We start from the raw sequence: 22,685 nt of genomic DNA, 5'->3' as shown, positions 1-22,685 counted from the left end.
GAGAACGGTGCCTTCGCCGAAAACGGTGCCCTCGCAGAAAAGGCGGTTGCCCGAACCCGCGATGCCACCCGGCGAGGATCCTCGCGACTACGCGAGGACCCTCGCCGCGGTGTACGACGCGACGATGGCCGGAGACCGCGCACCGGCCCGACCCAGGGACGTGGTGCGCCAATCGTGGCAACGCCTGCGCGAACTCGGTATCGACCCCGAGCACAACCGGGTCGAACCGTCGATGGACGTTGCCGAACTCGATCTCCGTCGTCGTGAGTCCGGACTGTACGACGTGCTCGACGACGTGACACGCGGACTCGAATCGGTCACCGCGAGCGGTGAGAACATCATGGTCGTAGCGGACCTTCGCGGAACTGTGCTGTGGCGCAGCGGTTCCCATCGCGTCCTCGACCAGGCTGCGCGTCTGGGTTTTGTCGAAGGGGCGAACTGGGCCGAGGACAGCGTCGGTACCAACGCCATCGGAACGGCATTGGTGTCACGACAGGCGGTGCAGATCTTCTCGGCGGAACACTATGCGCGTAGCCACCATCCGTGGACATGTGCGGGGGCACCCATCCGCGATCCGCGGGACGACCGTGTCATCGGCGTGGTGGACATCAGTGGTCCGGCGAAGACCGTCCATCCCACGACGCTCGCTCTGGTCGACGCCGTCGCACGCCTCGCCCAATCACACCTGCGCGACAAGCATCGGGACAATCTCGATCAATTACGTTCTGTTGCAGGGCCGATGCTCGCCCGCAGCGGATCACCCGCATTGGTGATCGATACTCATGGATGGGTCGCAGCGGTCGACGCACTCCCCCATCGCTCGCGCGTGCTGCTTCCCGCAGCTTTGGCTCCCGGCAGAACGTGGTTTCCGGCTCTGGGCCTGTGCGAACTGGATCCGCTCCCCGGCGGGTGGCTGGTTCGTCCGATCACCACCGGCGAGAAAATCACCGCTCCCACGGTGCATATCGATCTGCGCGATTCCGAGAACATGTCGGTGACCGTCACATCCGGGTTCGGCGAATGGGCGTACTCCCCGACCCAGCGGCACGCCGAGATTCTGTTCCTCCTCGGATCGGAAAGACGAGGACTGACTGCATCTCGGTTGGCGCAAGACCTGTTCGGTGACCCGGCCCGCACGGTGACTGCGCGGGCCGAGATGTCACGTCTGCGAAAGAACCTTGCCGGAGTTGTTGCAGCGCAGCCGTACCGATTCGTCGATGCAGCGCACGTGACGTTGTCCTGCCCCGTGGACGGCGCGCATCTGTTGCCGTTCTCGAACGCGCCGGCAGTACGTGCCGCTCGCCTTACTCAGGCCGGTTCGGAGGCCTGAGTAAGCAACTGCAGAAACACCTCTTCGGGCTGAGCGCCCGACACTGCGACCGCACGGTTGGCAACGAAGAACGGAACACCACTGACCTGGAGTTGGCGGGCCATGGACAGATCCTCGCGCACGGCCTCGGCGGCGGCATCGGAGCCCAGTTGCTCGCGCACCACATCGGCATCGAGACCGACACTCACGGCCAACTCGACCAACACCTCACGGTCGTCGATCACCTTGCCGTCGCTGAAGTGAGCCTTGAACAGCGCTTCGAGGAGTTCGTTCTGCCGCTCACCCGCGAGATGCAGCAACCTGTGCGCATCAAAGGTATTGGCGGCGATCACGGTGTCGAAGTCCAAGGTCAACCCGACCTCGGCTGCCGTCGCACTGACATGGGCGAACATCTGACGTACCTGATCAGGCGCCATCCCCTTCATCTCGACCAACGCGTCGAGTTCGGTACGGCCCGCGCCCACCGGGGTCTCCGGAGCAAGCTGGTACGAGCGCCAGATGACATTGACGCGGTCCTTGTTCTCGAAACGATCCAGAGCCGAGAGGAACCTGGTCTTTCCGATGTAGCACCACGGGCAAGCGACGTCCGACCACACTTCGATGGTCACGTCTTGGTCAATCACGATTTGATCAGTCACCGAAGGTGCAACAACGAACAGGGGCGGGATTAGTCCCGAGTCACGTGACCAGGCCACACCGGAACGCGATCAACGACGCACCCACCCGGTTGGGCACGCCGAGCTTGGCGAACAGTGAAGAGATGTGCGTCTTGACGGTGGTCTCACCGAGGTACAGCCGCTCCGCGATGACGCTGTTGGCCGCGCCTGTCGCCAGGATTGCCAGCACTTCACGCTCGCGTTCGGTGAGCGACGCGAGGGGAGTCTGATCGGGGGCTTGCCGACGCGGCGTCGAGGCCACGATGGCGCGCAGAGAATCGCAGCTGAACAACGAGTGGTCGGACGCCACCACTCGTACTGCCTGCTGGAACGCCTGTGGAGCCGCGTCCTTGCTCAGGAAACTGTGCGCGCCCGCCTCGACGGCCTGCACGACCATGTCGTCGACGTCGAAGGCTGTCATCGCAATGACCTTCGGCGGATTGCTCATGGTCATCAATTCTCGGGTGGCCTCCAGGCCGCCGACCCGCGCCATCTTCAGATCCATCAACACAACGTGCGGACGAAAACGCGTGACCTTGGCTGCGACCTGATCGCCGTCTTCTGCCTCGGCAACCACCACGATGTCCGGCGCTGCTTCCAGGATGTCCTTCATTCCGCGCCGAACCCAGGCGTCGTTGTCGACGATCAAAACTGTGATGCGCGAGTCAGCGTCCATAGTGCGCTCAGATTACCCAGAGCCCCCGACAGTAAGAGGGTGGGCGGGCTACGACGACCAGGGCACCCAGCAACTGACGAGGAAATCGTCCCCCAACGCGCCGGCCTCGACCTTGCCGCCGATCTCTCGCGCCTGTTCGGCCAGTCCGCGTAGACCTGATCGCGAACCGATCGACGTCATGGGTGCAAGCTCGCTGAGCTTGTTGCGTGCGAGGATGCGGATTCCGTCGTGCGGCGACCCGGTCACCGAAATGACGAGCATCTGGTCGCTCGCGTATTTCTGGACATTGGTCAGTGACTCCTGCACGACGCGATAGCAGACGTGCCCCGCCAACATTCCGACGTCACCCGGGAGCAACTCGGATTCGAGGCGGCAGTGAATGCCGGCGGCGCGGGCACTGTTGACCAGATCGCCGATCGCGTCGATCCCTTGATGCCCACCGTGTTCGCGACGATCACCATTTCCTCTGAGCACTCCGACGATTCCCTTCAATTCGTCCAAAGCCTCGTGCGCGGTCGTTCTGATCATCGCAGCCGTGTTGACGACCTTCTCGGGATTGTCTGCCGCGCTCACCTGCAGCCCGCCGGCGAACAACGAAATCCGGCTCAAGCTGGCGGCGATCGTATCGTGCATGTCGCGAGCGATCCGCGTTCGTTCCTCGGTGCGAATCATCTCGTCGCGCATCACGTCGGTTTTCTCGGTGGCCAGATCCCGTACGTGCTCGGCCTCGACGAGTTCGGTCCTGGTCCGGATCAGGAGAGAGAGCGCCACGACGATGCCGACCATGACGGCCGCGACGAGCCACGGGATCCAAATGCCGACGTCGTATTGAACGACTGCCGAACCGTCCTTGGGTTTCATGGTGCCCATCGTGAGAACGGAGTACTCACGATTTCGAAAAGCGTCGTAGGTCAACGAAATTCCGCACACGACGAAGACAGCTGCCGCAGCGGCAGCAAGCCGAGGCCCACGTGCGATCCGGGCAACGGCGAACAACGCGATGAGCGCCGCCGTTGCATCAGTGGGAAAGAACAGCGGCCCGACCAGAGTGATCGCCAGAACCACCCAAGGATGCTGATGGCGCCAGACGAGCGATACCCCGCCCGCCACGCCCAGGACGAACCCGATCCCGACCAGCACCGGTGGCATGTTTCCCGACGAACCGGCGATGCCCACCGTCATGAAGGAACAGAAAAGGCTGAACGCGACGGCGGTGGTGGTCCATACGCGCCGTCGCACAACAGTTCCTTGGGTGGTGATCACCGAGCAAGCGTATCGACCGCCACCGACGCCTCGAATCAGCCGAACGGGTGGACGGACCGCCAGGTTCCGACCGAAAGGATGAGGCGGACCGATCTTTCGGCTGAAGCGGTGAGCAGTCCTCACATCGTTGACTTGTGCCATACCAACTCTCGAAAGGCGCACATCATGCGATCACTCCGCACTCCCCTCGCCCTCCTCGCCGTCGGCGCAGCCTTGTTCGCAACCATCGCCTCGGGCGAAACAGACGAAGCGAAGAAGGTCGACGACAACGGTTCGTCCACCGCTCCTGCGGCTGCTTTCGGCATCGGTGACGTCGTCGAGCTGGGCGACTGGCGCGTACAGGTACACGGCGTCGTCGATCCTTACGTCTCGACCAATCAGTTCATCACCGCTGATCCCGGAAACCGTTACGTGGTGGTCGACACCGAGGTCACCAACAACAGTGACAAGCCGTCGACTGTCTCGTCGATGATGTGCTTCGAATTGCAGGACTCGGCGAACAAGTCGTACAACATCACGTTCACCGACAGCAGCACGTCGAGTGTCGACGGAGAACTAGCACCGGGCGCTGCCAAGCGAGGCGAACTGGCCTACGAGGTCCCCGAGGCCGCCACCGGCCTGCGCCTTCAGTTCAAGTGCGATCTGTTCTCGTCCGGCTCGGCAACGATCAACCTGTCGTGAACCGTCCGGGCGATCTGCTGCTGAGTCCGTGGGCGCTGGTTTCGGTGGCGATCATTCTGATCAACGACCACGCACTCAAAGGCGCCTTCGGGAACATGGTGACGGGCAAGCTGTCCGACGTCGCCGGCGTGTTCCTGTTTCCCCTGCTTCTGCTCTCGGCTTTCGAGGTGCTCAGGCGAAACCTGGTGGGGCGAGCAGCGATCGCCTGGTCCATCGCGGTCACGGGTATCGGCTTCGCCGCGGTGAAGGTGGTCCCGCCGATCGGTGACGCGTACGAGTGGGTGATCGGGTTTCTCCGCCTGACCGCAGGAGGATTCCGCGGAGATCTCTTGCCGATCCTGGTCTATCGCGATCCATCGGACCTGTGGGTGCTCCCGATACTGTTCGCGAGCTACCTGGTCATCACACACAACCGCACTCGGGCGCCGGAGGGGGCGCCCGAGCACGAGTTGATCAGTCCAGGGCCGCATCCAACGTGATGTCGACGCCGGTCAGTGCCTTGCTGACCGGGCAGGTTTCCTTGGCCGCCTGGGCGACCTCGGCGAAGCCGTCGGCGTCGAGGCCGTCGACCTCGGCGCGAACGGTGAGCTTGATTCCGGTGAGCTTGAAGCCGACCGTGTCGGGTCCGAGCGACACGTCCGCGGTGATGTCCAGGCTCTGCGGGGTTCCGCCGGCCTCGGCGATCAGGGCCGACAACTGCATCGCGTAGCAGGAGGAATGTGCTGCGGCGATGAGCTCCTCGGGGCTGGTGGTTCCGCCGGCCTCCTCAGCTGCGCGCTTGGGGAACGACACGTCGAAGGTCGCGACGCCCGAGCTGGTGAGTTCCACCTGCCCCGATCCGGCCTCGAGGGTGCCGTTCCAGGCGGTGCGTGCGGTACGAGTTGGCATTGCTGTCCCTACTTCCGTCTTCACATGATTCGGTGAACGCCTTGCGATCACGAACCTACCCGCGATACGTGACGTCACACCTACTGTTTCGGACGGGACTACCCGAGGAGCGTCGCGGACAGCAGTTTCTCGACGCGGGCCTGTGCGGAGTTCTCCGAGGAAAAGTGCACGATTCTGCCGATGTCGAAGACAAGCCCGAGCGCCGCGTGGACGAGGAAACGCGCTTGGACGATCGTCAACTCCGGCCGTGCCTCGACGCACAGGTGCGCCCATTCCTCGACGTTCAAACGCTGAATGTTGCGCAACTCGGTCCGTGATCGATCCGGCAAGCTGCCGATCTCGGCAAAGTACACGGCCAACAGTTCACTGGTTCCGAACGAAACCTCGACGTACATCTTCGCCAACGTCTCGACGGCTGCGAGAGGAGTCTCGGATTCCGCCAACGCCGAACCCAACGTCATCGTCAGACGATCGGACGCTCGGTGGAAGGCCGCAGCCAGTAGGTCGGCCTTGCTCGCGAAGTGCCGATACACACTCGACGCGTTGATACCCGCCGCGGCGCCGATCTCCTCGATGCTCACGTCGTGATACCCGCGCTGATAGAACAGCAGGACTGCTTCCTGAAGCAGCACTTCACGTTTCGACGTCCGCACGAGGCCGGTTTTGCGTTCGGACGCCGCCGCCCCCGCGCCGCCTTCCACACCGACCGGCAGTTCGACGCCGACGACGGACCAGCATGCCGCCAGGATCAGCGCTTCGATCTGCTTGGCGGACAACGCCGATCGATGCCCGGTGATACTGGCGATCACGCTGAGCACAGCGGGTGCGATGAGCTCCACATCCGCCGGGTCGAGTTCCGGGCGAACTGCGGCCAGCGGCTCGGCAATCCGAAGATTGAGCGTGCGCATTCCCACCCGCAACTGCTCACGATCCTCGTCGACCAGGTAGCGCCCCTCCCAACGGTAGAGACCTCCCCTACGCCGATTCTCGATCGTCGCGCGAATGACACCCACCATCGTGGAGTTCAACTGCTCGCGTGGATCGTCGTTTCCGTGTACCGCGGGATCGCTGGCATCCAACAACGCCTGAGTCAGGTTGTTCACGGTGTAGACGAACAGCGCGTATTTCGTAGGGAAATGACGATAGAGGGCAGGCCCGGAGATTCCGACCTTCGCTGCGATCTCGTCGATACCCACCGCGTGGTAGCCACGTTCGCTGAATGCTTCCGCAGCAGCGGCCGCAATTTGCGCCTTCCGATTCTTCGGACGCGTCCGTGGTGCGGGGTCGCTGCCACGCACGGAGACGCGTGTCTGTCCGGGCACCTGACCCTCCACTTCCGTTGCTTTCTCTTGCACTGCCTTTGTCCGCTGCACCGCACTTCTACAGGCGTGAGTCCGAACGGATCATGTTAACCGTCACGAAGGTCGCAATTCGCGCCCGGTACAGCTTCACCCGAAACCCTACAACGCAGCTGTCGCGCCGGACGGATTCCGGAAAAAGAGTCTTGACACCCGCTCTCACACCGGTGTTATGTTAGTGACGATTCGCACAGTCTTGCACGTAGTCCGCTGGCGGGCTCGTTCCTTGTCGCACGGAGTTTTTCCTTGCCCACAACAGGGTTCGATGCCGATTGACCGACCGTAAGAAAGTAGTTGTGAGCACATGATTCGCACTCGCTTCACCGAAATGTTCGGCGTAGACCACCCCATCGTGCAGGGCGGCATGATGTGGGTAGGGCGCGCAGAACTTGTTGCGGCCACGGCAAATTCCGGTGCCCTCGGGTTCCTGACGGGTCTCACCCAGCCCACACCGGAAGACCTCGTCAAGGAAATTGCTCGCACTCGCGATCTCACGGACAAGCCCTTCGGTGTCAATCTCACTATTCTGCCGTCGATCACGCCACCGCCGTACGCCGAATATCGCCAGGCGATCATCGAATCCGGAATCAAGATCGTCGAGACGGCCGGTTCGAATCCGATCGATCACCTTCCACATTTCAAAGACGCAGGTGTGAAGGTGATCCACAAGTGCACTGCAGTTCGTCACGCGATCAAGGCCGAGAGACTGGGCGTCGACGCCGTCAGCATCGACGGATTCGAATGCGCCGGGCACCCCGGCGAGGACGACATACCGGGGCTGATTCTGATTCCGGCTGCCACGCAGCAACTCACGATTCCCGTGATCGCCTCGGGCGGAATCGCAGATTCTCGTGGACTCGTCGCCGCCCTCGCGCTGGGCGCGGACGGCGTCAACATGGGAACTCGATTCATGTGCACCGTGGAATCCCCTGTAGCGCAATCGGTCAAAGAACAGATTGTCGCCAACACCGAACGCGACACCAAGCTGATCTTCCGGACCCTCCACAACACCGCACGCGTGGCCGCGAATGCGATCAGTGCCGAAGTCGTCGACATCGAGGCACGCGGCGACGCACAGTTCAGTGACATTCAGCATCTGGTGGCCGGAGCGCGCGGACGCAAGGTCTTCGAAGACGGCGATCTCGACGCGGGCATCTGGTCCGCCGGCCAGAGTCAAGGCCTGATCAACGACATCCCGACGGTTTCCGACATGATCGACCGCATGGTCTCGGAGGCCGAACACATCATCACCTCACGGCTTTCCGGATTCGTCACCGCGGTGAGTGCGGCATGACCGCCACCGCCGAGACGGGCTTCCGCTCCGAGATCACCGACGGTGTACTGCGATTGACTTTCGACCGCCCCAAGCGGATGAACGCGATCGACCTGCCCACGATGAGCGCTTTCGCCGCCGCAGTCCGAGACGGCGGCGCAGACCCGGCAGTTCGTACCATCGTCATCACCGGCTCCGGTCGAGCGTTCTGCACCGGCGCCGACCTCGCCGCCGCTGCGGTCAACCCCGCAGACCCGAAGGTCGTCATGGATGCGGCGACTTCGCTGATTCGCGCCGTCACCAGCGCCCCGGTCCCGGTGATCGCCGCGGTCAACGGCCCCGCCGCCGGCGTCGGAGTGTCCATCGCGCTGGCTGCGGATCTGACGTACGCAGCATCGAGCGCGTACTTCCTCCTCTCGTTCGTCAACATCGGCCTGATGCCCGACGGCGGCGCCAGTGCGCTGGTACCGGCAGCGATCGGACGGGCCCGCGCGGCCGAGATGGCGTTGCTGGGTGAGCGGGTCTCCGCCGACGACGCAGAGCGTTTCGGGCTCGTGTCCCGCACCGTCTCCGACGAAGATTTCGCCACACACATCCAGTCGATCGCCGATCGAACGTCCAAGGCTCCCCGCCGTGCCCTCGAACTCACCAAAAGAGCGCTCAATGCGGCTACGTTGGATCGCCTCGACGCCGCGTTGGAGCTCGAAAATATCGGGCAGGCAGAACTTCTCACCGGTGACGATTTCAAAGAAGGCGCGACGGCGATGCTTCAGAAGCGCGCACCGCAGTACAAGTAATCCTGCGAATTTTCGTTAACAAAACCCCTGTGCACATCGACGGCTCACTGTAGCCTGAGTCACACAATCACCCACGCATGAGAGGAACCCATCGATGGCCTCCACCGATGCAGTCTCCGAGGCGCAGCGTTCACGCCGCACCAACTGGAACAATCAGATCGCCAGGCATGCGCAGATGATTCCCGATCGCACCGCGCTGCGATTTTTGGGCAATTCCATCACCTGGAGCACTCTCGACACGCGCGTCGAGAAGCTGGCAGACGCCCTTGCTCGACGCGGTGTCAGCTTCGGCGACCGCGTGCTCATCCTGATGCTCAACCGCCCGGAATACCTCGAGGTCGTGCTCGCGACCAACGCGCTGGGCGCAATCGCTGTTCCGGTGAACTTCCGTCTGACGCCACCCGAGGTCGCTTATCTCGTCAACGACTCCGGCTCCAAAGTCATTGTCGCCGAAGGCCCCTTGGCTCCGCTGGCCAGCGCGGCTCGCGCCGCATCCGAGGGGATCGACATTTCCATCACCGTGGGCGCCGCCGCCGAGGGTAACAGCCTGAATTACGAGGACCTGATCAGCGAAGAGGGTGAGCAGCACGCGTTCGTCGACATCCCGGACGACACTGCGGCCCTCATCATGTACACCTCGGGAACCACCGGTCGCCCCAAAGGTTCGGTACTCTCCCACTCGAACCTGTCGTCGCAAGCATTGACCTGTATCCGAGCCTTCCACCTGTTCAACGCCGATTCCATCGGTTTCTGCGCGTCGCCCATGTTCCACATCGCAGCCCTCGGCTCCATCGCACCGAGCCTGCAACTCGGCACGACCACGGTGATCCACCCGGTCGGCGCATTCGACCCGGGCCAACTACTCGACATTCTCGAAGCCGAGAAGGTCACCAGCCTGTTCCTCGTGCCTGTGCAATGGCAGGCCGTGTGCGCAGTTCAAAAGGCACAACCTCGAGTACTGTCGCTGAAGAACATCTCGTGGGGTGCCGCGCCGTCGTCCGATACGATCCTGCGGGCAATGGCCGAAACCTTCCCCGACGCATTCAATGTCGCGGTCTTCGGTCAGACCGAGATGTCGCCCATCACTTGCGTTCTCGACGGCGAAGATGCAATTCGTAAGCTCGGATCGGTCGGTCGGGTCATTCCGACCATCTCCGCCAGGGTGGTCGACGAGAACATGGACGACGTGGCACCCGGCGAAATCGGCGAAATCGTCTACCGCGGACCCACGATGATGAGCGAGTACTGGAACAACCCCACCGCCACCGCAGACGCCTTCCACGGTGGATGGTTCCACTCCGGCGATCTCGTTCGAGTCGACGACGAAGGCTTCGTCTACGTCGTCGACCGCAAGAAGGACATGATCATCTCCGGCGGCGAGAACATCTACTGCGCCGAGGTGGAAAACGTTCTCTACGAACACGAATTGATCGTCGAAGCGGCCGTCGTCGGTCGCCCCGACGCCAAGTGGGGTGAGGTGCCGGTCGCGATCGTCGCAATGGCGCCGGGTTCAGCCGTTGACCTGACCATCGAAGAGCTGAGCGTCTTCCTCAACGATCGTCTCGCGCGCTACAAGCACCCGAAGGACATCGTCGTCGTGGAAGCGCTCCCACGCAACGCAAGCGGCAAGGTCGTCAAGGGTGAACTGCGAGAGAAGGTTCGAGCAGTCGACGCCGTTTCCTGACTCGACATGAAACGGGCGGCACCTCCAGCGAGGTGCCGCCCGTTCGTGTGCGTCCTTCACGTGCTCTGCGAATGCAACTTCCGATGCAGTTCTCGTACCTGTGGAACCAACTCCGGAACCGGACCTTCGACCGGGATGTTCGGCGCAACCTCGTTGACGGACAGAGACTTCACCGGCGCCGGAGCCACACCCCACTCCGCGAGCCAGTCGCCGAGTTGGGCCGAAGAGCAGATGTAGACGATCCGTCCCAGTCCCACCCACGCGTGCGCTGCCGAACACATCGCGCAGTGCTCACCCGAGGTGAATACCGTTGCCGTCGAACGCTCTTCCGGCGTCAGGTACTGAGCTGCCCACCGCGCCAGCTCGAATTCGGGGTGACGTGTGTTGTCGCCGCCCGCGATTCTGTTTCGATCCTCCGCCAGAAAGGTTCCGTCGGCCGCGGCCAGGACGGAACCGAAAGGTTCGTCGCCGGCATCCAATGCTTCCGTTGCCAATTCGACGCAACGACGCAGGTGACCCAGTTCGATGTCGTTCATGTGTACGCCCTCTCCCGTGATACACGAAACGGGCGGCACCGGTGAGGTGCCGCCCGTTTCGTTACTTGCTCTGCTGTACTACTCGGCTGCGCTTTCGCTTTCGCCGGCCTTGGTCAGCTCGATCGGCGGTGCGTCCGGCACGTCGATCGGCTTCTTGGTAGGCGTGAACGAGAACTTCGCGTCCTCGCCCGAGCCTTCGCCGTCCCAGTTCTCGACGTCGACGAGCACGATGTGACCCGGTCCGATCTCTCCGAAGAGGATCTTCTCGGACATCTGGTCCTCGATCTCGCGCTGGATGGTGCGACGCAGCGGTCGTGCACCCAGTACCGGATCGAATCCGCGCTTGGCCAGAAGCGACTTGGCCTTGTCGGTGACCTCCATGGCCATGTCCTTGTTCTTGAGTGCCGCCTCGACGCGAGCGAGCATCAGGTCGACCATCTGAACGATCTGCTCGTTCGTGAGCTGATGGAAGACGACGATGTCGTCGATACGGTTCAAGAACTCGGGACGGAAGTGCTTCTTCAGCTCGTCGTGAACCTTGAGCTTCATGCGCTCGTAGTTCGACTCCGTGCCCGTTCCCGAGCTGAAGCCCAGGCCGACTGCCTTGGAGATGTCCGACGTACCGAGGTTGGACGTGAAGATCAGCACCGTGTTCTTGAAGTCGACGGTACGTCCCTGACCGTCGGTGAGACGGCCGTCCTCGAGCACCTGCAGGAGGGTGTTGTAGATCTCCTGGTGTGCCTTCTCGATCTCGTCGAACAGCACAACGCTGAACGGCTTGCGGCGCACCTTCTCGGTGAGCTGGCCGCCCTCTTCGTATCCGACGTACCCGGGAGGGGCACCGAACAGACGCGAAGCGGTGAAGCGGTCGTGGAACTCGCCCATGTCGATCTGGATCAGAGCGTCGTCGTCACCGAACAGGAAGTTGGCGAGCGACTTCGCGAGCTCGGTCTTACCGACACCGGACGGGCCGGCGAAGATGAACGAGCCCGAGGGACGCTTGGGATCCTTCAGACCTGCACGCGTACGACGGATCGCCTTCGAGACGGACTTGACTGCCTCTTCCTGGCCGATGATCCGCTTGTGCAGTTCCTCTTCCATGCGGAGCAGACGAGTGGTCTCCTCCTCGGTGAGCTTGAAGACGGGGATGCCGGTCCAGTTGCCCAGAACCTCGGCGATCTGCTCGTCGTCGACCTCGGCGATGACGTCCAGGTCGCCCGCACGCCACTGCTTCTCACGCTCAGCGCGCTGAGCAACGAGGGTCTTCTCCTTGTCACGCAGGTTCGCGGCCTTCTCGAAGTCCTGCGCATCGATCGCGGACTCCTTCTCGCGACGCGCGTCGGCGATGCGATCGTCGAATTCGCGCAGGTCCGGCGGTGCAGTCATCCGACGGATGCGCATTCGCGCGCCCGCCTCGTCGATGAGGTCGATCGCCTTGTCCGGCAAGAAGCGGTCGTTGATGTAGCGGTCGGCCAGCGTCGCCGCTGCCACCAGAGCACCGTCCGTGATGGACACACGGTGGTGAGCCTCGTAGCGGTCACGAAGACCCTTGAGGATCTCGATGGTGTGCTCGACGGTCGGCTCGCCCACCTGGACGGGCTGGAAACGACGCTCGAGAGCGGCATCCTTCTCGATGTACTTGCGGTACTCGTCGAGAGTGGTGGCACCGATGGTCTGCAGCTCACCACGGGCGAGCTTGGGCTTGAGGATGGAGGCCGCGTCGATAGCGCCCTCGGCCGCGCCCGCACCCACGAGGGTGTGCAGCTCGTCGATGAACAGGATGATGTCGCCGCGGGTGTTGATCTCCTTGAGAACCTTCTTCAGGCGCTCTTCGAAGTCACCGCGGTAACGGCTGCCGGCCACGAGCGACCCGAGGTCGAGCGTGTACAGCTGCTTGTCCTTGAGGGTCTCGGGAACCTCGCCGTTGACGATTGCCTGAGCCAAGCCCTCGACCACAGCGGTCTTACCGACACCGGGTTCACCGATGAGAACCGGGTTGTTCTTGGTACGACGCGAGAGAACCTGCATGACGCGCTCGATTTCCTTCGAGCGGCCGATGACCGGGTCCAGCTTGCCTTCGAGGGCAGCTTGCGTCAGGTTGCGACCGAACTGGTCGAGCACGAGCGAGGTGGACGGCGTGCCGGCCTCTCCGCGGGTGCCACCGGTTTCGGTGGGCTCCTTGCCCTGGTAGCCCGACAGCAGCTGGATGACCTGCTGGCGGACGCGGTTGAGATCGGCACCGAGCTTGACCAGAACCTGGGCTGCCACGCCCTCACCCTCACGGATGAGACCGAGCAGGATGTGCTCCGTACCGATGTAGTTGTGTCCGAGCTGCAGCGCTTCGCGCAGACTCAGCTCGAGGACTTTCTTGGCGCGCGGTGTGAAGGGGATGTGACCGGACGGAGCCTGCTGGCCCTGGCCGATGATCTCCTCGACCTGGCTGCGGACTCCCTCGAGGGAGATACCCAACGACTCCAACGACTTGGCTGCAACACCTTCGCCCTCGTGAATGAGGCCGAGAAGGATGTGCTCCGTGCCGATGTAGTTGTGGTTGAGCATCCTGGCTTCTTCTTGAGCCAGGACAACAACGCGCCGCGCGCGATCGGTGAACCTCTCGAACATCGCTCTCCCTCACACTCTCCGGCGGGCAGGTTCGAGACCGGATGTCTCGTCCCTGGTCGCCGCGTTTCGCTCCGGCACTACAGACTGATCGCCTCGCCGGTCAGCGGACTGACGTCCACGAATCGACAAAGGTTGCACGACCCCACTTATTACTCTAGAGGGCGCGAAGTCCACCTGCTGCTCCTCCACCCGATTGGCGGCGGAAGCCGGACTGCTTACCGTTCACAACGTCGCAGCTGAGGGAATCGTTTCCCGGTTCCTGTACGCCTGAAGCGAACAGCGATTTTCGACGCCTGATCAGCCGAATATCGGGAGTACCCGAGTGCACGGCACCTCACGCGGATTCGACGGATCCAGCGCGTTGAGCGTCAGAGTCGCCGTTCGCGCCGACGCCACCAACGCGATGTGATCCGACAGGTCCTGTTCGCAGCCGTCCTGAACAACTATGTTCGACGCATTCGACGCGGCCAGTATTCCGCTGCTGTACGGAACGACTACTTGATCGAATCGGGTCACGATGTTGGTGTACTCGACGTCATCGGAGTAGACGCCCGCGTCGCGCAGTTCGGTCACGAAGGTGGCGTTGTCGAAATCCGGTCCGCCGACGCCTTCCGGAGGGCCGACCTCCGAGCCGTCCCACAACGGAGCGATGGAGACGATCTTGGAAACCTTCGCGTCGCCGCCGAGGAACTTGGCGTAGTACGCACTGACCGTCGTCCCTTGGGAGTGTCCGATCAGGTCCACCTTCGAGCTACCGGTCGCGGTAAGGACTTGGTCGACGAACTCCGCCAACTGCCCTGCGCTGTCTCCGAGTGGTGCGAGGCCGCCGGCTGCGGAAATCGGCCACGGCTGGTCCGTTCGATTCCCGAAGGTGAGCGCGAAAACGCAGTACCCCTCGTTGGCCAGCACGGGTGCGAGTACGCCCCAATTTGTCTGACGGTTGGCCGCCGTCCCGTGCACCAGAACGACGGGATCAGGATGAGCAGCGGAAGGCCTGCACGAGAAGTCGTTGGTGCCGGGGGCCGATCCGCCCGGGTTGGTCGCTTCGAGGGCGATTCCACTGAAGAAACCGAACGGAACGGGAAGAGGTTCGTTCGCCGACGCAAGCGGTGTGGCGGTCGCAGCTACGGCTCCGGCCAGAGCGAGAGCGCCCACGCATGTTCGAATCCCCACCGAAGGCCTCCACATGTTGCTCAACCCACGACGGGCAATACCGAGTTGCACGGTACCGGCCGCTGGTGCGCGGGGTCGAGTGCATTGAGAGCAAAAGTCGCAGCGCGCAGCGATGCCGCGATGGCGAGGTGATCGGAGATGTCTTGCTCACAACCGTCCTGGACGACGATGTTGGTGGCGTTGGGCCCGGGCTCCAGTCCGTTTGTGTACGGCAGCACCAGTTCGTCGTAGCGCGTCGTGATGTTCGTGTAGTGAACGCCCGGCGCGTAAACGCCTCCCGCACGGAGATTTTCGATGAACTCCGAACCGGCCCCCATGTTCAGACACGCCTTGCAGATCGGGAATCCGGCCTGCGCTGCCTCGGATACTCCGAGTTCGCGAAGGCTGCGGCCGATACTTGCCTGCTCGTTTCCGAGCGTTCCCTTCCACAGCGACGCCACCGAGACGATGTTGTCCACTTTGTCGGCACCGCCGAGGAACTTCGCGTAGTACCCGTTGATGATGGTGCCCTGCGAATGTCCGATCAGATCTACCGACGTTGCGCCCGTGGCGCCCAGTACTTGATCGACGAATTTCGACAATTGTGCTGCGCTGGAGGGAATTTCCTGCATTCCACCGATGGCCGACAACGGCCATGGCTGCTCGGGGAAGTTGCCGTACGTCAGCGCGAAGACGCAGTAGCCCTCGTTGGTGAGCAACGGCGCATAGGTGGCCCAGTTGGTCTGCCTGTTTCCACCCGTTCCGTGAACGAGCACAACCGGATTGGGATGTTCGGCAGTCGGTTTACACGAAAAGTCATTGGATCCGGGAGCTGAACCGCCAGGATTTCCCAACTCCTGAGGAACTCCCGCGAGGAATGCATTGGGCACGGGCAACGGAGCCTGAGCCGACGCCACGGAACTGAACCCGATGAGCATCACCGCGGCAAGAACCGCTCCCCCGAACAACCTGATTCTGCGCACGACCGACTCCTCTACGAGAGATGCGAACCGTGCAGACGCTAACAAACTAGAACGCGTTATCAATCCGTTTCGGCAAAATGCGCCCGAATCCATTCGCGATCCATTTCAGACGGCCTTTTCGTAGGCTCGGCGCACCTCGGTCGAAATACGACCGCGGGCCGAAATCTCGAAGCCGGCACCCTTGGCCCATTCGCGGATGGCGGCACTCTGATCGCGGTCGGCAACTGGGCGAGACTTGGCCACCGATCCGTTGGCCGATTTTGCGGAATTCGACTTTCTCGCATGGGGAATCCACTTTTTCAGTGCATCGCGCAGTTCCGCGGCGTTGGCGGCGGTGAGATCGATTTCGTACGCAACTCCGTCGACGGAAAACTCGACAGTTTCGTCAGCGGGCGATTTCTTGTCCAGATCGTCAACCATCGTGACGACAACCTTTTTCACCACGACCATTCCTCCCCAGATCCTTCGATAAGCAGCGACAATAGCACCTGGACAAACGTCCTGTCTTGGCTCGTCCGGATGATTGGGACTGATCGCCGCCGGGTATGCCAGTCGACTTGTCTTGCGACAAGGACAGTGCCGATACGCTCCTTGCGACGCATTGGGGAATGCATGCAGCGGGGGGATCATGACAGAAGACTGCGCGAGAAAACACCTCTTCCGAGTCCCACTTCGAATCGGGAACTACGATGCGCTGAACGCGCAGAGCCCGAAGCTACGGCAGAACTCCGTCACCGCTCAGAGCGGCGGCGGGCGAATATCGTCGGGAACAAATCGAATCCCTCGGGAGCGCCCCAACTGAAAAAGGTTCGGCCGCAACGTGTGCGGCCGAACCCTGATCGAAGTGAATCTAGCGAGCGGACGGACGGACGATCGGGAAGAGGATCGTCTCGCGAATACCGAGACCCGTCAAAGCCATCAGCAGTCGATCGATTCCCATGCCGGTGCCGGTGGTCGGCGGCATGCCCTGTTCCATCGCGGCGAGGAACTCCTCGTCCAGCACCATCGCTTCGTCGTCGCCGGCCGACGCGAGGCGCGCCTGGTCGACAAAACGCTCACGCTGGATGACCGGGTCGACAAGTTCGGAGTAGCCGGTCGCCAACTCGAATCCGCGGATGTACAGGTCCCACTTCTCGGTGACACCCTTCTTGCTGCGGTGATCTCGGGTCAGGGGCGACGTCTCGACCGGGAAGTCGCGGACGAACGTCGGCACGTACAGCTGATCGCCGCACTGGTGCTCCCACAGTTCCTCGACGAGCTTGCCGTGGCCATAACCCTTGTCCTTGGGAATCTCGAGGCCGACCTTCTCCGCCAAAGCAAGAAGCTCGTCGACCGTCGTATCCGGGGTGACCTCGGTGCCGATGGCCGCCGACAACGACGGGTACATCTCGAGAACCTGCCACTCGCCGCTGACGTCGTACTCGGTACCGTCGGCGAGGGTGAGGACCTGCGTGCCGAACGCTTCCTGCGCAACTTCCTGGACGAGCTCACGAATCATCTTCGCGGAATCGTCGTACGTGCCGTAGGCCTCGTACGTCTCGAGCATCGCGAACTCGGGAGAGTGGGTGGAGTCGACGCCCTCGTTGCGGAAGTTGCGGTTGATCTCGAAGACCTTCTCGATGCCGCCGACGACACAACGCTTGAGAAACAGTTCCGGCGCGATACGCAGGTACAGGTCGATGTCGAGGGCGTTCGAGTGCGTGACGAACGGGCGAGCTGCCGCGCCGCCGTGCAGCGTCTGCAGCATCGGCGTCTCGACCTCGAGGAAGCCGCGGCTCTCGAGAGCATTGCGCAGCGCGCGGACGACAGCGACGCGCTTGCGGGCGTTGTCACGAGCCTCGGGGCGAACGATCAGATCCGCGTAGCGCTGACGCACCCGGGACTCTTCGCTCATTTCCTTGTGCGCAACCGGCAGGGGGCGCAGCGACTTGGATGCGATCTGCCAGGCGTCGGCCATCACGCTGAGCTCGCCGCGACGGGAGCTGATGACCTCGCCGTGGATGAAGACGAAGTCACCGAGGTCGACGTCGGACTTCCAGGCAGCCAGTGCCTCTTCGCCGACACCGGCGAGGCTGATCATGGCCTGCAGCTGGGTGCCGTCGCCCTCTTGCAGAGTCGCGAAGCACAGCTTGCCGGTGTTGCGCATGAAGATGACGCGGCCGACGACGCCGACCAGCACACCAGTCGCCGTGTCCGGCTCGAGTTCCGGGTACTCCGCGCGGATCTGCGCAAGCGTGTGGGTGCGATCGACCGAAACCGGGTACGCCTCCTGCCCCTGCGCGAGGATCCGTTCACGCTTTTCGCGCCGGATACGGAGCTGCTCGGGGGTGTCGTCGACTGGCTGGGCTTCTACATCACTCACGGGGTACAAGACTACTGGGCCGTGTCCACCGCGTTTGTTGCTGGTAGCACCGCGGCCACCGCGAGCACGATTCCCGACAGGAGGTACAGCGCAACCCTGACGTGATTCCACATCGTCCACCCCGCCTCGTACGACGCCCATGCGGCTGCGTCGGTAGCGCTCACCGAGGCAAAAGCGTCGTTACGCGGGACGTGGTAAATCGCGGTCACCGCGAAGGAAACAAGGACGCCGACGCAACCGACGACCACGAGCACCCAACCGTTCGGCCTGGAGATCGATGCCCAGATTCCAGCGGACAGTGCAGTCAGCGCGGATCCGATGAGCGGCAGCATCAAGGCACTGCGTGGTGCTTCGACGTTGATCGCCTGCATCGACGTGATCGCGGTATGAGTGTCCACCGATCGCAGGGCGGGTATCACAAAGGAAGAGAAAGCAAACAACGCACCACCGGCGACGAGCGCGCCGAGGGCAGTCACGCCGACCAACAGCTCCAGAAAGACCTCGGACTTCTTCATGACCAAACTCCCGTTCGAGCGACCTCGGCGGCAAAAGTGGTGAAATCTCGAGCGGGCCTGTCCAGGACCTCTTCGACCACTCCGGTCACGCTTTGATTCCGTCCGTCGAGAACCTCGGCGAACAGGTACGTGAGCAACTCCACGACGTCGCTCGGGATGCCGACTTCCGTCATGCTGTCGGAAAATTGTTGCAATCCAATTCTTTCGAACTCCACCGCGCGACCCGACGCCGTCGAAATCGCCTCAACGGCCTCCGCGAAAGTGAGTAACTCCGGACCTGTCACCTCGAGGACTCGGCCGAGGAGCTCGGTTCGAGTCAACGCGGCCACCGCCACGTCAGCGAGATCGTCGATGTCGATGAACGGCTCCCCCACCCCACCTGTCGGAAGTGCCAGGTGGCCTTCTCGAATCGGGTCGAGCAGATACCCTTCACTGAAATTCTGGGCAAACCAACTGGCCCGCACCACAGCCCATTCCAGGCCACTGTCGGCCAGCACCCGCTCGGCCTTCTGCGCTGCCGGTTCACCCCGACCGGACAGGAGCACCATTCGCCTGACGCCTTCGCGATACGCGAGATTCGCCAACTCCTCGATGTGCGTGCTCGATTCCGGCACCGCAAGATCCGGCGCATACGCCACGTATGCCGCGTCGACACCGGACACAGCGGGCTGCCACGTCGTCTGATCGTTCCACTCGAAAAGCGTCCCGGAGGTTCTCGACGCGATTCGGGTCCGCACGCCCGCCGCGGTGAGCCTGTGAGCCACGCGCGCACCGGTCTTGCCGGTACCACCGATCACTACTGCCGATTGAATGTCACCTCTTGTAGTCATGTCTTCATTCGACCGCGCGGCGTCAATACGCTCCATAGTCGAACGTCGCAAAAACATTTGCCAGCGTCTACCGTCGAATCATGGATGCATTGTCGATGATGCTGGCCGGATCGCGGGCGGAGGGCGCTTTTCTGCTGCGCTCGTTGCTCGATCCACCGTGGTCGTTGCGTATCGAGGACCACGCACCCGTCACCGTGCTGGTTCTGGTTCGCGGCACCGCAGTCGTCGTCTCCGACACCGGCCAGACCGAGAATCTCGAGGCCGGCGACGTGGCACTTCTGCGCGGCCCCGATCCGTATACAGTCGCCGATCAGCCCGGCACCCCGGTTCACGTACTCATCGACGAAGCGCAGAACTGCGCCGCGGTCGACGGCTCACCACTCGAGGACATGTCAGTGCTCGGGGTTCGCACGTGGGGCAACTCGACGAGCGGCGAAACCGTCATGCTCACGGGCACATATCGTTTGGACTCCTACGTCAGCCGCCAGATCCTCGACAGCCTGACGCCCGTCGCGGTGGTCCGAGGCAGCATCGAAACTGCGCCGATGACAACGCTTCTGGAACAACAGATCGCTTCCGATGGGCCAGGGCAGGAAGTCTTGTTGGACCGACTCCTGGACCTGGTCCTGATCTCGGCGGTCCGTACGTGGTTCGCCGAGAATCCGGATCGATCACCGCGATGGATCAAGGCATACGAAGATCGCGTCATCGGGCATGCCTTGCGGCTCATACACAATCGGCCGGAACATCCCTGGACGGTCGCGAGTTTGGCTCAGGAAGCCGGCAGTTCGCGAGCAGCTTTCGCTCGCCGGTTCACCAACCTCATGGGCATCGGGCCGGTTGGTTATCTGACTGAATGGCGTATGTCCGTGGCCGCGGATCTGCTCGCAGACCCGGCACGAACGGTGTCGTCGATCGCCCGAGAAGTCGGTTACTCGAGCCCATTCGCCCTCACGACGGCCTTCACCCGCCATCACGGAGTGAGTCCGAAGATCTATCGCCAGACCTGCTGTGCGCCTTTATTAACCGCCCGCGGTTAATAAAGGCGCACAGCAAACGGGTCAGTGAGCGGAAACAGCGGCCAACTCGCGGGAGCAATGACGCACTCCGCTGAGCGCACCGAGCAAACCTGCAGCCTTGATCGCCTGGTATCCGCCCACCAGATCGGTGGCCTTGTGCAGGCCGAGCTGCTGCAACGACGCTGCGGCCAGGCTCGAGGTGTAGCCCTCGGAGCAGACGATGACCCACTCGACGTCGTGGTCGGTAGCCAGCGCGAGTTGCGCGCTGCTGGTGGGGTCGAGGCGCCACTCGAGCACGTTCCGCTCGATCGCGAGTGCGCCGGGGAGAGTTCCCTCGATGGCGCGCTGCGCCTGCGGACGAATGTCGACGAAGATTGCTCCGCGGTGAAAGGCTTCGGTGAGCTGAAAAACGTACATGCGATCGATCTGTGCGCGAGCGTCGTCGAGCATTTGGTCGATGGTCATTTGGTGCCCCCCTCGGGCAGGTCGGTCAGCTCGGTACGGGTGCGGCGAAGCGTCCGGTGATCCGTCACTTCGTAGTAGGACATTGCGGTCAGCGGCGGCGAGTAGGCATGAACACTCAGAGTCGGTGCATCAGAGCTGATTTCGACCGGAGCGCCGGGAGCATCCGTCGAACGCACGACATCGTGAACCCATCCGAGCGGGAACGAAGCCTGATCGCCGGCGTCGAGCTGGCGCTCCACCAGGGCGTCACCGGCCCAACGGAATTCGGTGAGAGAACCGCTGAGGACGGTCAATGCGCCGAACGAGCCTGCGTGGTCGTGCAATTCGGTATTGCGTTCGGGTACCCAGCTGATGAGCCACACATCGACGTCGTCGTCCGCGTGCAAGCGGGTGGACCAACGGTCGAGCGTCGGGAAGGCATCGGGGATGAGGTGATCGAAACGGCCGTCGAGCACGCCGTTCGCTCCCTCGTCGGTCAGTCGCAGCAAATCGGCCGGGCGAAGGCGGGTGGGCAACGACGCACCACTCGGACGACGTCCAGACGCTCCACGATTAGAGCTACGACCTGCGGAAACAGCGAGGTCAGCAGTAAGAGTCGGGGCCAAAACAGAGAGATCTGCAGAATATGTGGATAGCACGAGCTAGCTCCAAGGAATGTGAATTGGTCAAGGCAGCGGTCAGCCTCGACAACACTCCTGAGCACCCATGCAGCGATTCACGAGCACTATTGTGGCATAACTTTCGCAATCGCGAAACTGCTGGAGCAAAACCATCGATCAGGCGACGGGTCGTCGACCGGATCCACGACGCGCCTGATTGCGCTCGAAGACCAACCGCAGCCCCTCGAGAGTGAGGTCCCGTTCGAGGTGATCGATAGTGTCGGATTCGGGGATGATCAGCGGCGCGCTGTCCCCCGTTGCGATCACGGAGACGTCGTCACCACCGAACTCCGGTAGTTCGTCGCGTACGCGGTTGACCAGTCCGTCTACGAGGCCGGCGAAGCCGAATACCGCGCCGGACTGCATGCATTCGACAGTGTTCTTGCCGACCACCGAACGCGGGCGCACCAATTCGACCTTGCGCAGCGCAGCGGACTGCGACGCCAAGGCATCGGTGGAGATCTCGAGTCCGGGCGCAATGCAGCCGCCCAGGAACTCCCCCTTGGCGGAAACGACGTCGACACAGGTCGACGTACCGAAGTCCACGACAATGCACGGACCCTCGTAAAGATGGTGCGCGGCAAGACTGTTGACGATCCGGTCGGCTCCCACCTCTTTGGGGTTGTCCACCAGCAGTGGCACACCGGTGCGGATACCCGGTTCGACCACCACATGGGGAACGTGACCCCAGTACCGCTCCAGCATCACGCGGATTTCACGCAAGACAGACGGCACTGTCGACAGCGCCGCAACGCCGGTGATCTGATCGACATGAGTACCCAACAGCCCACGGAAGGTCAACGCCAACTCGTCGGCAGTCATCCGAGGGTCGGTTCGCATTCGCCAGTCCTGCAACAGCTTCGAATACTCGCCAGTCCCGGAGAACAATCCCAGAACGATATTGGTGTTCCGCACGTCGACCGTGAGCAGCATGGG

General features: G+C 62.6%; 23 protein-coding genes. 7 read left to right on the top strand and 16 right to left on the bottom strand.

All coding sequences use genetic code 11. The features are described 5' to 3' along the window. Positions 1-61 precede the first annotated feature (61 nt). Positions 62-1,330, top strand: a complete 1,269-nt coding sequence (locus tag G8767_RS28970; RefSeq protein WP_124569058.1) for a GAF domain-containing protein — start codon at positions 62-64, stop codon at positions 1,328-1,330. On the opposite strand, the gene G8767_RS28965 is transcribed toward G8767_RS28970, so the two are convergent. From G8767_RS28965 to G8767_RS28955, 3 genes are read right to left on the bottom strand one after another with little or no spacing between them, the layout of a single operon-like run. Then, positions 1,309-1,953 (bottom strand): DsbA family oxidoreductase, encoded by a 645-nt coding sequence (locus G8767_RS28965; protein WP_234036727.1) that lies wholly within the window; start codon positions 1,951-1,953, stop codon positions 1,309-1,311. The genes G8767_RS28970 and G8767_RS28965 overlap by 22 nt on opposite strands. Before the next feature lie 55 nt (positions 1,954-2,008). After that, entirely contained in the window at positions 2,009-2,662 is a 654-nt protein-coding gene (locus G8767_RS28960; protein WP_095970848.1) for a response regulator transcription factor, read from the bottom strand. Between the two features lie 48 nt (positions 2,663-2,710). Then, on the bottom strand, positions 2,711-4,066 hold the full coding sequence (locus G8767_RS28955; protein WP_166813271.1) for a histidine kinase: 1,356 nt from the start codon (positions 4,064-4,066) through the stop codon (positions 2,711-2,713). Positions 4,067-4,090: 24 nt separating this feature from the next. On the opposite strand from G8767_RS28955, the gene G8767_RS28950 reads away from it, so the two are divergent. Next, a complete protein-coding gene (locus G8767_RS28950) occupies positions 4,091-4,606 on the top strand; it encodes a DUF4352 domain-containing protein (protein ID WP_166813269.1) in 516 nt (171 codons plus the stop codon). Next, entirely contained in the window at positions 4,603-5,085 is a 483-nt protein-coding gene (locus G8767_RS28945; RefSeq protein ID WP_166813266.1) for a hypothetical protein, read from the top strand. Before G8767_RS28950 ends, G8767_RS28945 begins: the two co-directional genes overlap by 4 nt. Here G8767_RS28945 and G8767_RS28940 read toward each other — a convergent pair. Then, complete coding sequence (locus tag G8767_RS28940; RefSeq protein WP_095970844.1) at positions 5,060-5,494, bottom strand: OsmC family protein; 435 nt, start codon at positions 5,492-5,494, stop codon at positions 5,060-5,062. The genes G8767_RS28945 and G8767_RS28940 overlap by 26 nt on opposite strands. Positions 5,495-5,592: 98 nt before the next feature. Beyond that, positions 5,593-6,816: a TetR/AcrR family transcriptional regulator gene (locus G8767_RS28935; protein WP_166813264.1), complete on the bottom strand. Its 1,224-nt coding sequence runs from the start codon at positions 6,814-6,816 to the stop codon at positions 5,593-5,595. Positions 6,817-7,156: 340 nt separating this feature from the next. On the opposite strand from G8767_RS28935, the gene G8767_RS28930 reads away from it, so the two are divergent. The 3 genes from G8767_RS28930 to fadD5 all read left to right on the top strand — a co-directional run bounded on the left by G8767_RS28930 (position 7,157) and on the right by fadD5 (position 10,606). Then, positions 7,157-8,146, top strand: a complete 990-nt coding sequence (locus G8767_RS28930) for a nitronate monooxygenase family protein (RefSeq protein WP_166813262.1) — start codon at positions 7,157-7,159, stop codon at positions 8,144-8,146. After that, positions 8,143-8,922 (top strand): enoyl-CoA hydratase, encoded by a 780-nt coding sequence (locus G8767_RS28925; RefSeq protein WP_166813260.1) that lies wholly within the window; start codon positions 8,143-8,145, stop codon positions 8,920-8,922. The genes G8767_RS28930 and G8767_RS28925 overlap by 4 nt, the downstream gene beginning before the upstream one ends. A 94-nt stretch (positions 8,923-9,016) precedes the next feature. Further along, entirely contained in the window at positions 9,017-10,606 is a 1,590-nt protein-coding gene (gene fadD5, locus G8767_RS28920; RefSeq protein ID WP_166813258.1) for a fatty-acid--CoA ligase FadD5, read from the top strand. A gap of 56 nt (positions 10,607-10,662) precedes the next feature. Here fadD5 and G8767_RS28915 read toward each other — a convergent pair whose 3' ends face one another. From G8767_RS28915 to G8767_RS28880, 8 genes are all read right to left on the bottom strand, one after another. Then, complete coding sequence (locus G8767_RS28915; protein WP_124568958.1) at positions 10,663-11,142, bottom strand: nucleoside deaminase; 480 nt, start codon at positions 11,140-11,142, stop codon at positions 10,663-10,665. A 78-nt stretch (positions 11,143-11,220) separates the two neighbouring features. Further along, entirely contained in the window at positions 11,221-13,764 is a 2,544-nt protein-coding gene (locus G8767_RS28910) for an ATP-dependent Clp protease ATP-binding subunit (RefSeq protein ID WP_166813256.1), read from the bottom strand. Between the two features lie 297 nt (positions 13,765-14,061). After that, complete coding sequence (locus tag G8767_RS28905) at positions 14,062-14,919, bottom strand: alpha/beta fold hydrolase (protein ID WP_095970839.1); 858 nt, start codon at positions 14,917-14,919, stop codon at positions 14,062-14,064. Between the two features lie 38 nt (positions 14,920-14,957). Next, positions 14,958-15,854: an alpha/beta fold hydrolase gene (locus G8767_RS28900; RefSeq protein WP_166813293.1), complete on the bottom strand. Its 897-nt coding sequence runs from the start codon at positions 15,852-15,854 to the stop codon at positions 14,958-14,960. Positions 15,855-16,004: 150 nt separating this feature from the next. Further along, the gene (locus G8767_RS28895) at positions 16,005-16,343 is read right to left on the bottom strand and encodes an Lsr2 family protein (protein WP_166813291.1); all 339 of its coding nucleotides are present in this window, start codon (positions 16,341-16,343) and stop codon (positions 16,005-16,007) included. A 406-nt stretch (positions 16,344-16,749) separates the two neighbouring features. Next, positions 16,750-18,261 (bottom strand): lysine--tRNA ligase, encoded by a 1,512-nt coding sequence (lysS, locus tag G8767_RS28890; protein WP_095970837.1) that lies wholly within the window; start codon positions 18,259-18,261, stop codon positions 16,750-16,752. 11 nt (positions 18,262-18,272) lie between these two features. Further along, positions 18,273-18,776 (bottom strand): anthrone oxygenase family protein, encoded by a 504-nt coding sequence (locus G8767_RS28885; protein WP_166813254.1) that lies wholly within the window; start codon positions 18,774-18,776, stop codon positions 18,273-18,275. After that, complete coding sequence (locus tag G8767_RS28880; RefSeq protein WP_166813252.1) at positions 18,773-19,606, bottom strand: NAD(P)H-binding protein; 834 nt, start codon at positions 19,604-19,606, stop codon at positions 18,773-18,775. The genes G8767_RS28885 and G8767_RS28880 overlap by 4 nt, the downstream gene beginning before the upstream one ends. Before the next feature lie 80 nt (positions 19,607-19,686). Between G8767_RS28880 and G8767_RS28875 the strand changes: the two genes are divergently transcribed. Further along, on the top strand, positions 19,687-20,646 hold the full coding sequence (locus G8767_RS28875) for an AraC family transcriptional regulator (protein ID WP_095970835.1): 960 nt from the start codon (positions 19,687-19,689) through the stop codon (positions 20,644-20,646). Between the two features lie 21 nt (positions 20,647-20,667). On the opposite strand, the gene G8767_RS28870 is transcribed toward G8767_RS28875, so the two are convergent. From G8767_RS28870 to G8767_RS28860, 3 genes are all read right to left on the bottom strand, one after another. Continuing rightward, positions 20,668-21,090, bottom strand: a complete 423-nt coding sequence (locus G8767_RS28870) for a rhodanese-like domain-containing protein (RefSeq protein ID WP_166813250.1) — start codon at positions 21,088-21,090, stop codon at positions 20,668-20,670. Then, positions 21,087-21,605, bottom strand: a complete 519-nt coding sequence (locus G8767_RS28865; RefSeq protein ID WP_095970834.1) for a cysteine dioxygenase family protein — start codon at positions 21,603-21,605, stop codon at positions 21,087-21,089. The genes G8767_RS28870 and G8767_RS28865 overlap by 4 nt, the downstream gene beginning before the upstream one ends. 261 nt (positions 21,606-21,866) lie before the next feature. Next, positions 21,867-22,682: a type III pantothenate kinase gene (locus G8767_RS28860; RefSeq protein ID WP_095970833.1), complete on the bottom strand. Its 816-nt coding sequence runs from the start codon at positions 22,680-22,682 to the stop codon at positions 21,867-21,869. Positions 22,683-22,685 lie beyond the last annotated feature (3 nt).

The sequence above is a fragment of the Rhodococcus sp. IC4_135 genome, from assembly GCF_011602025.1.
Classification (GTDB): domain Bacteria; phylum Actinomycetota; class Actinomycetes; order Mycobacteriales; family Mycobacteriaceae; genus Rhodococcus_F; species Rhodococcus_F baikonurensis.
The sequence above is the reverse complement of the archived record's forward strand: the minus strand, read 5'-3'. Positions and strand labels throughout refer to the sequence as shown.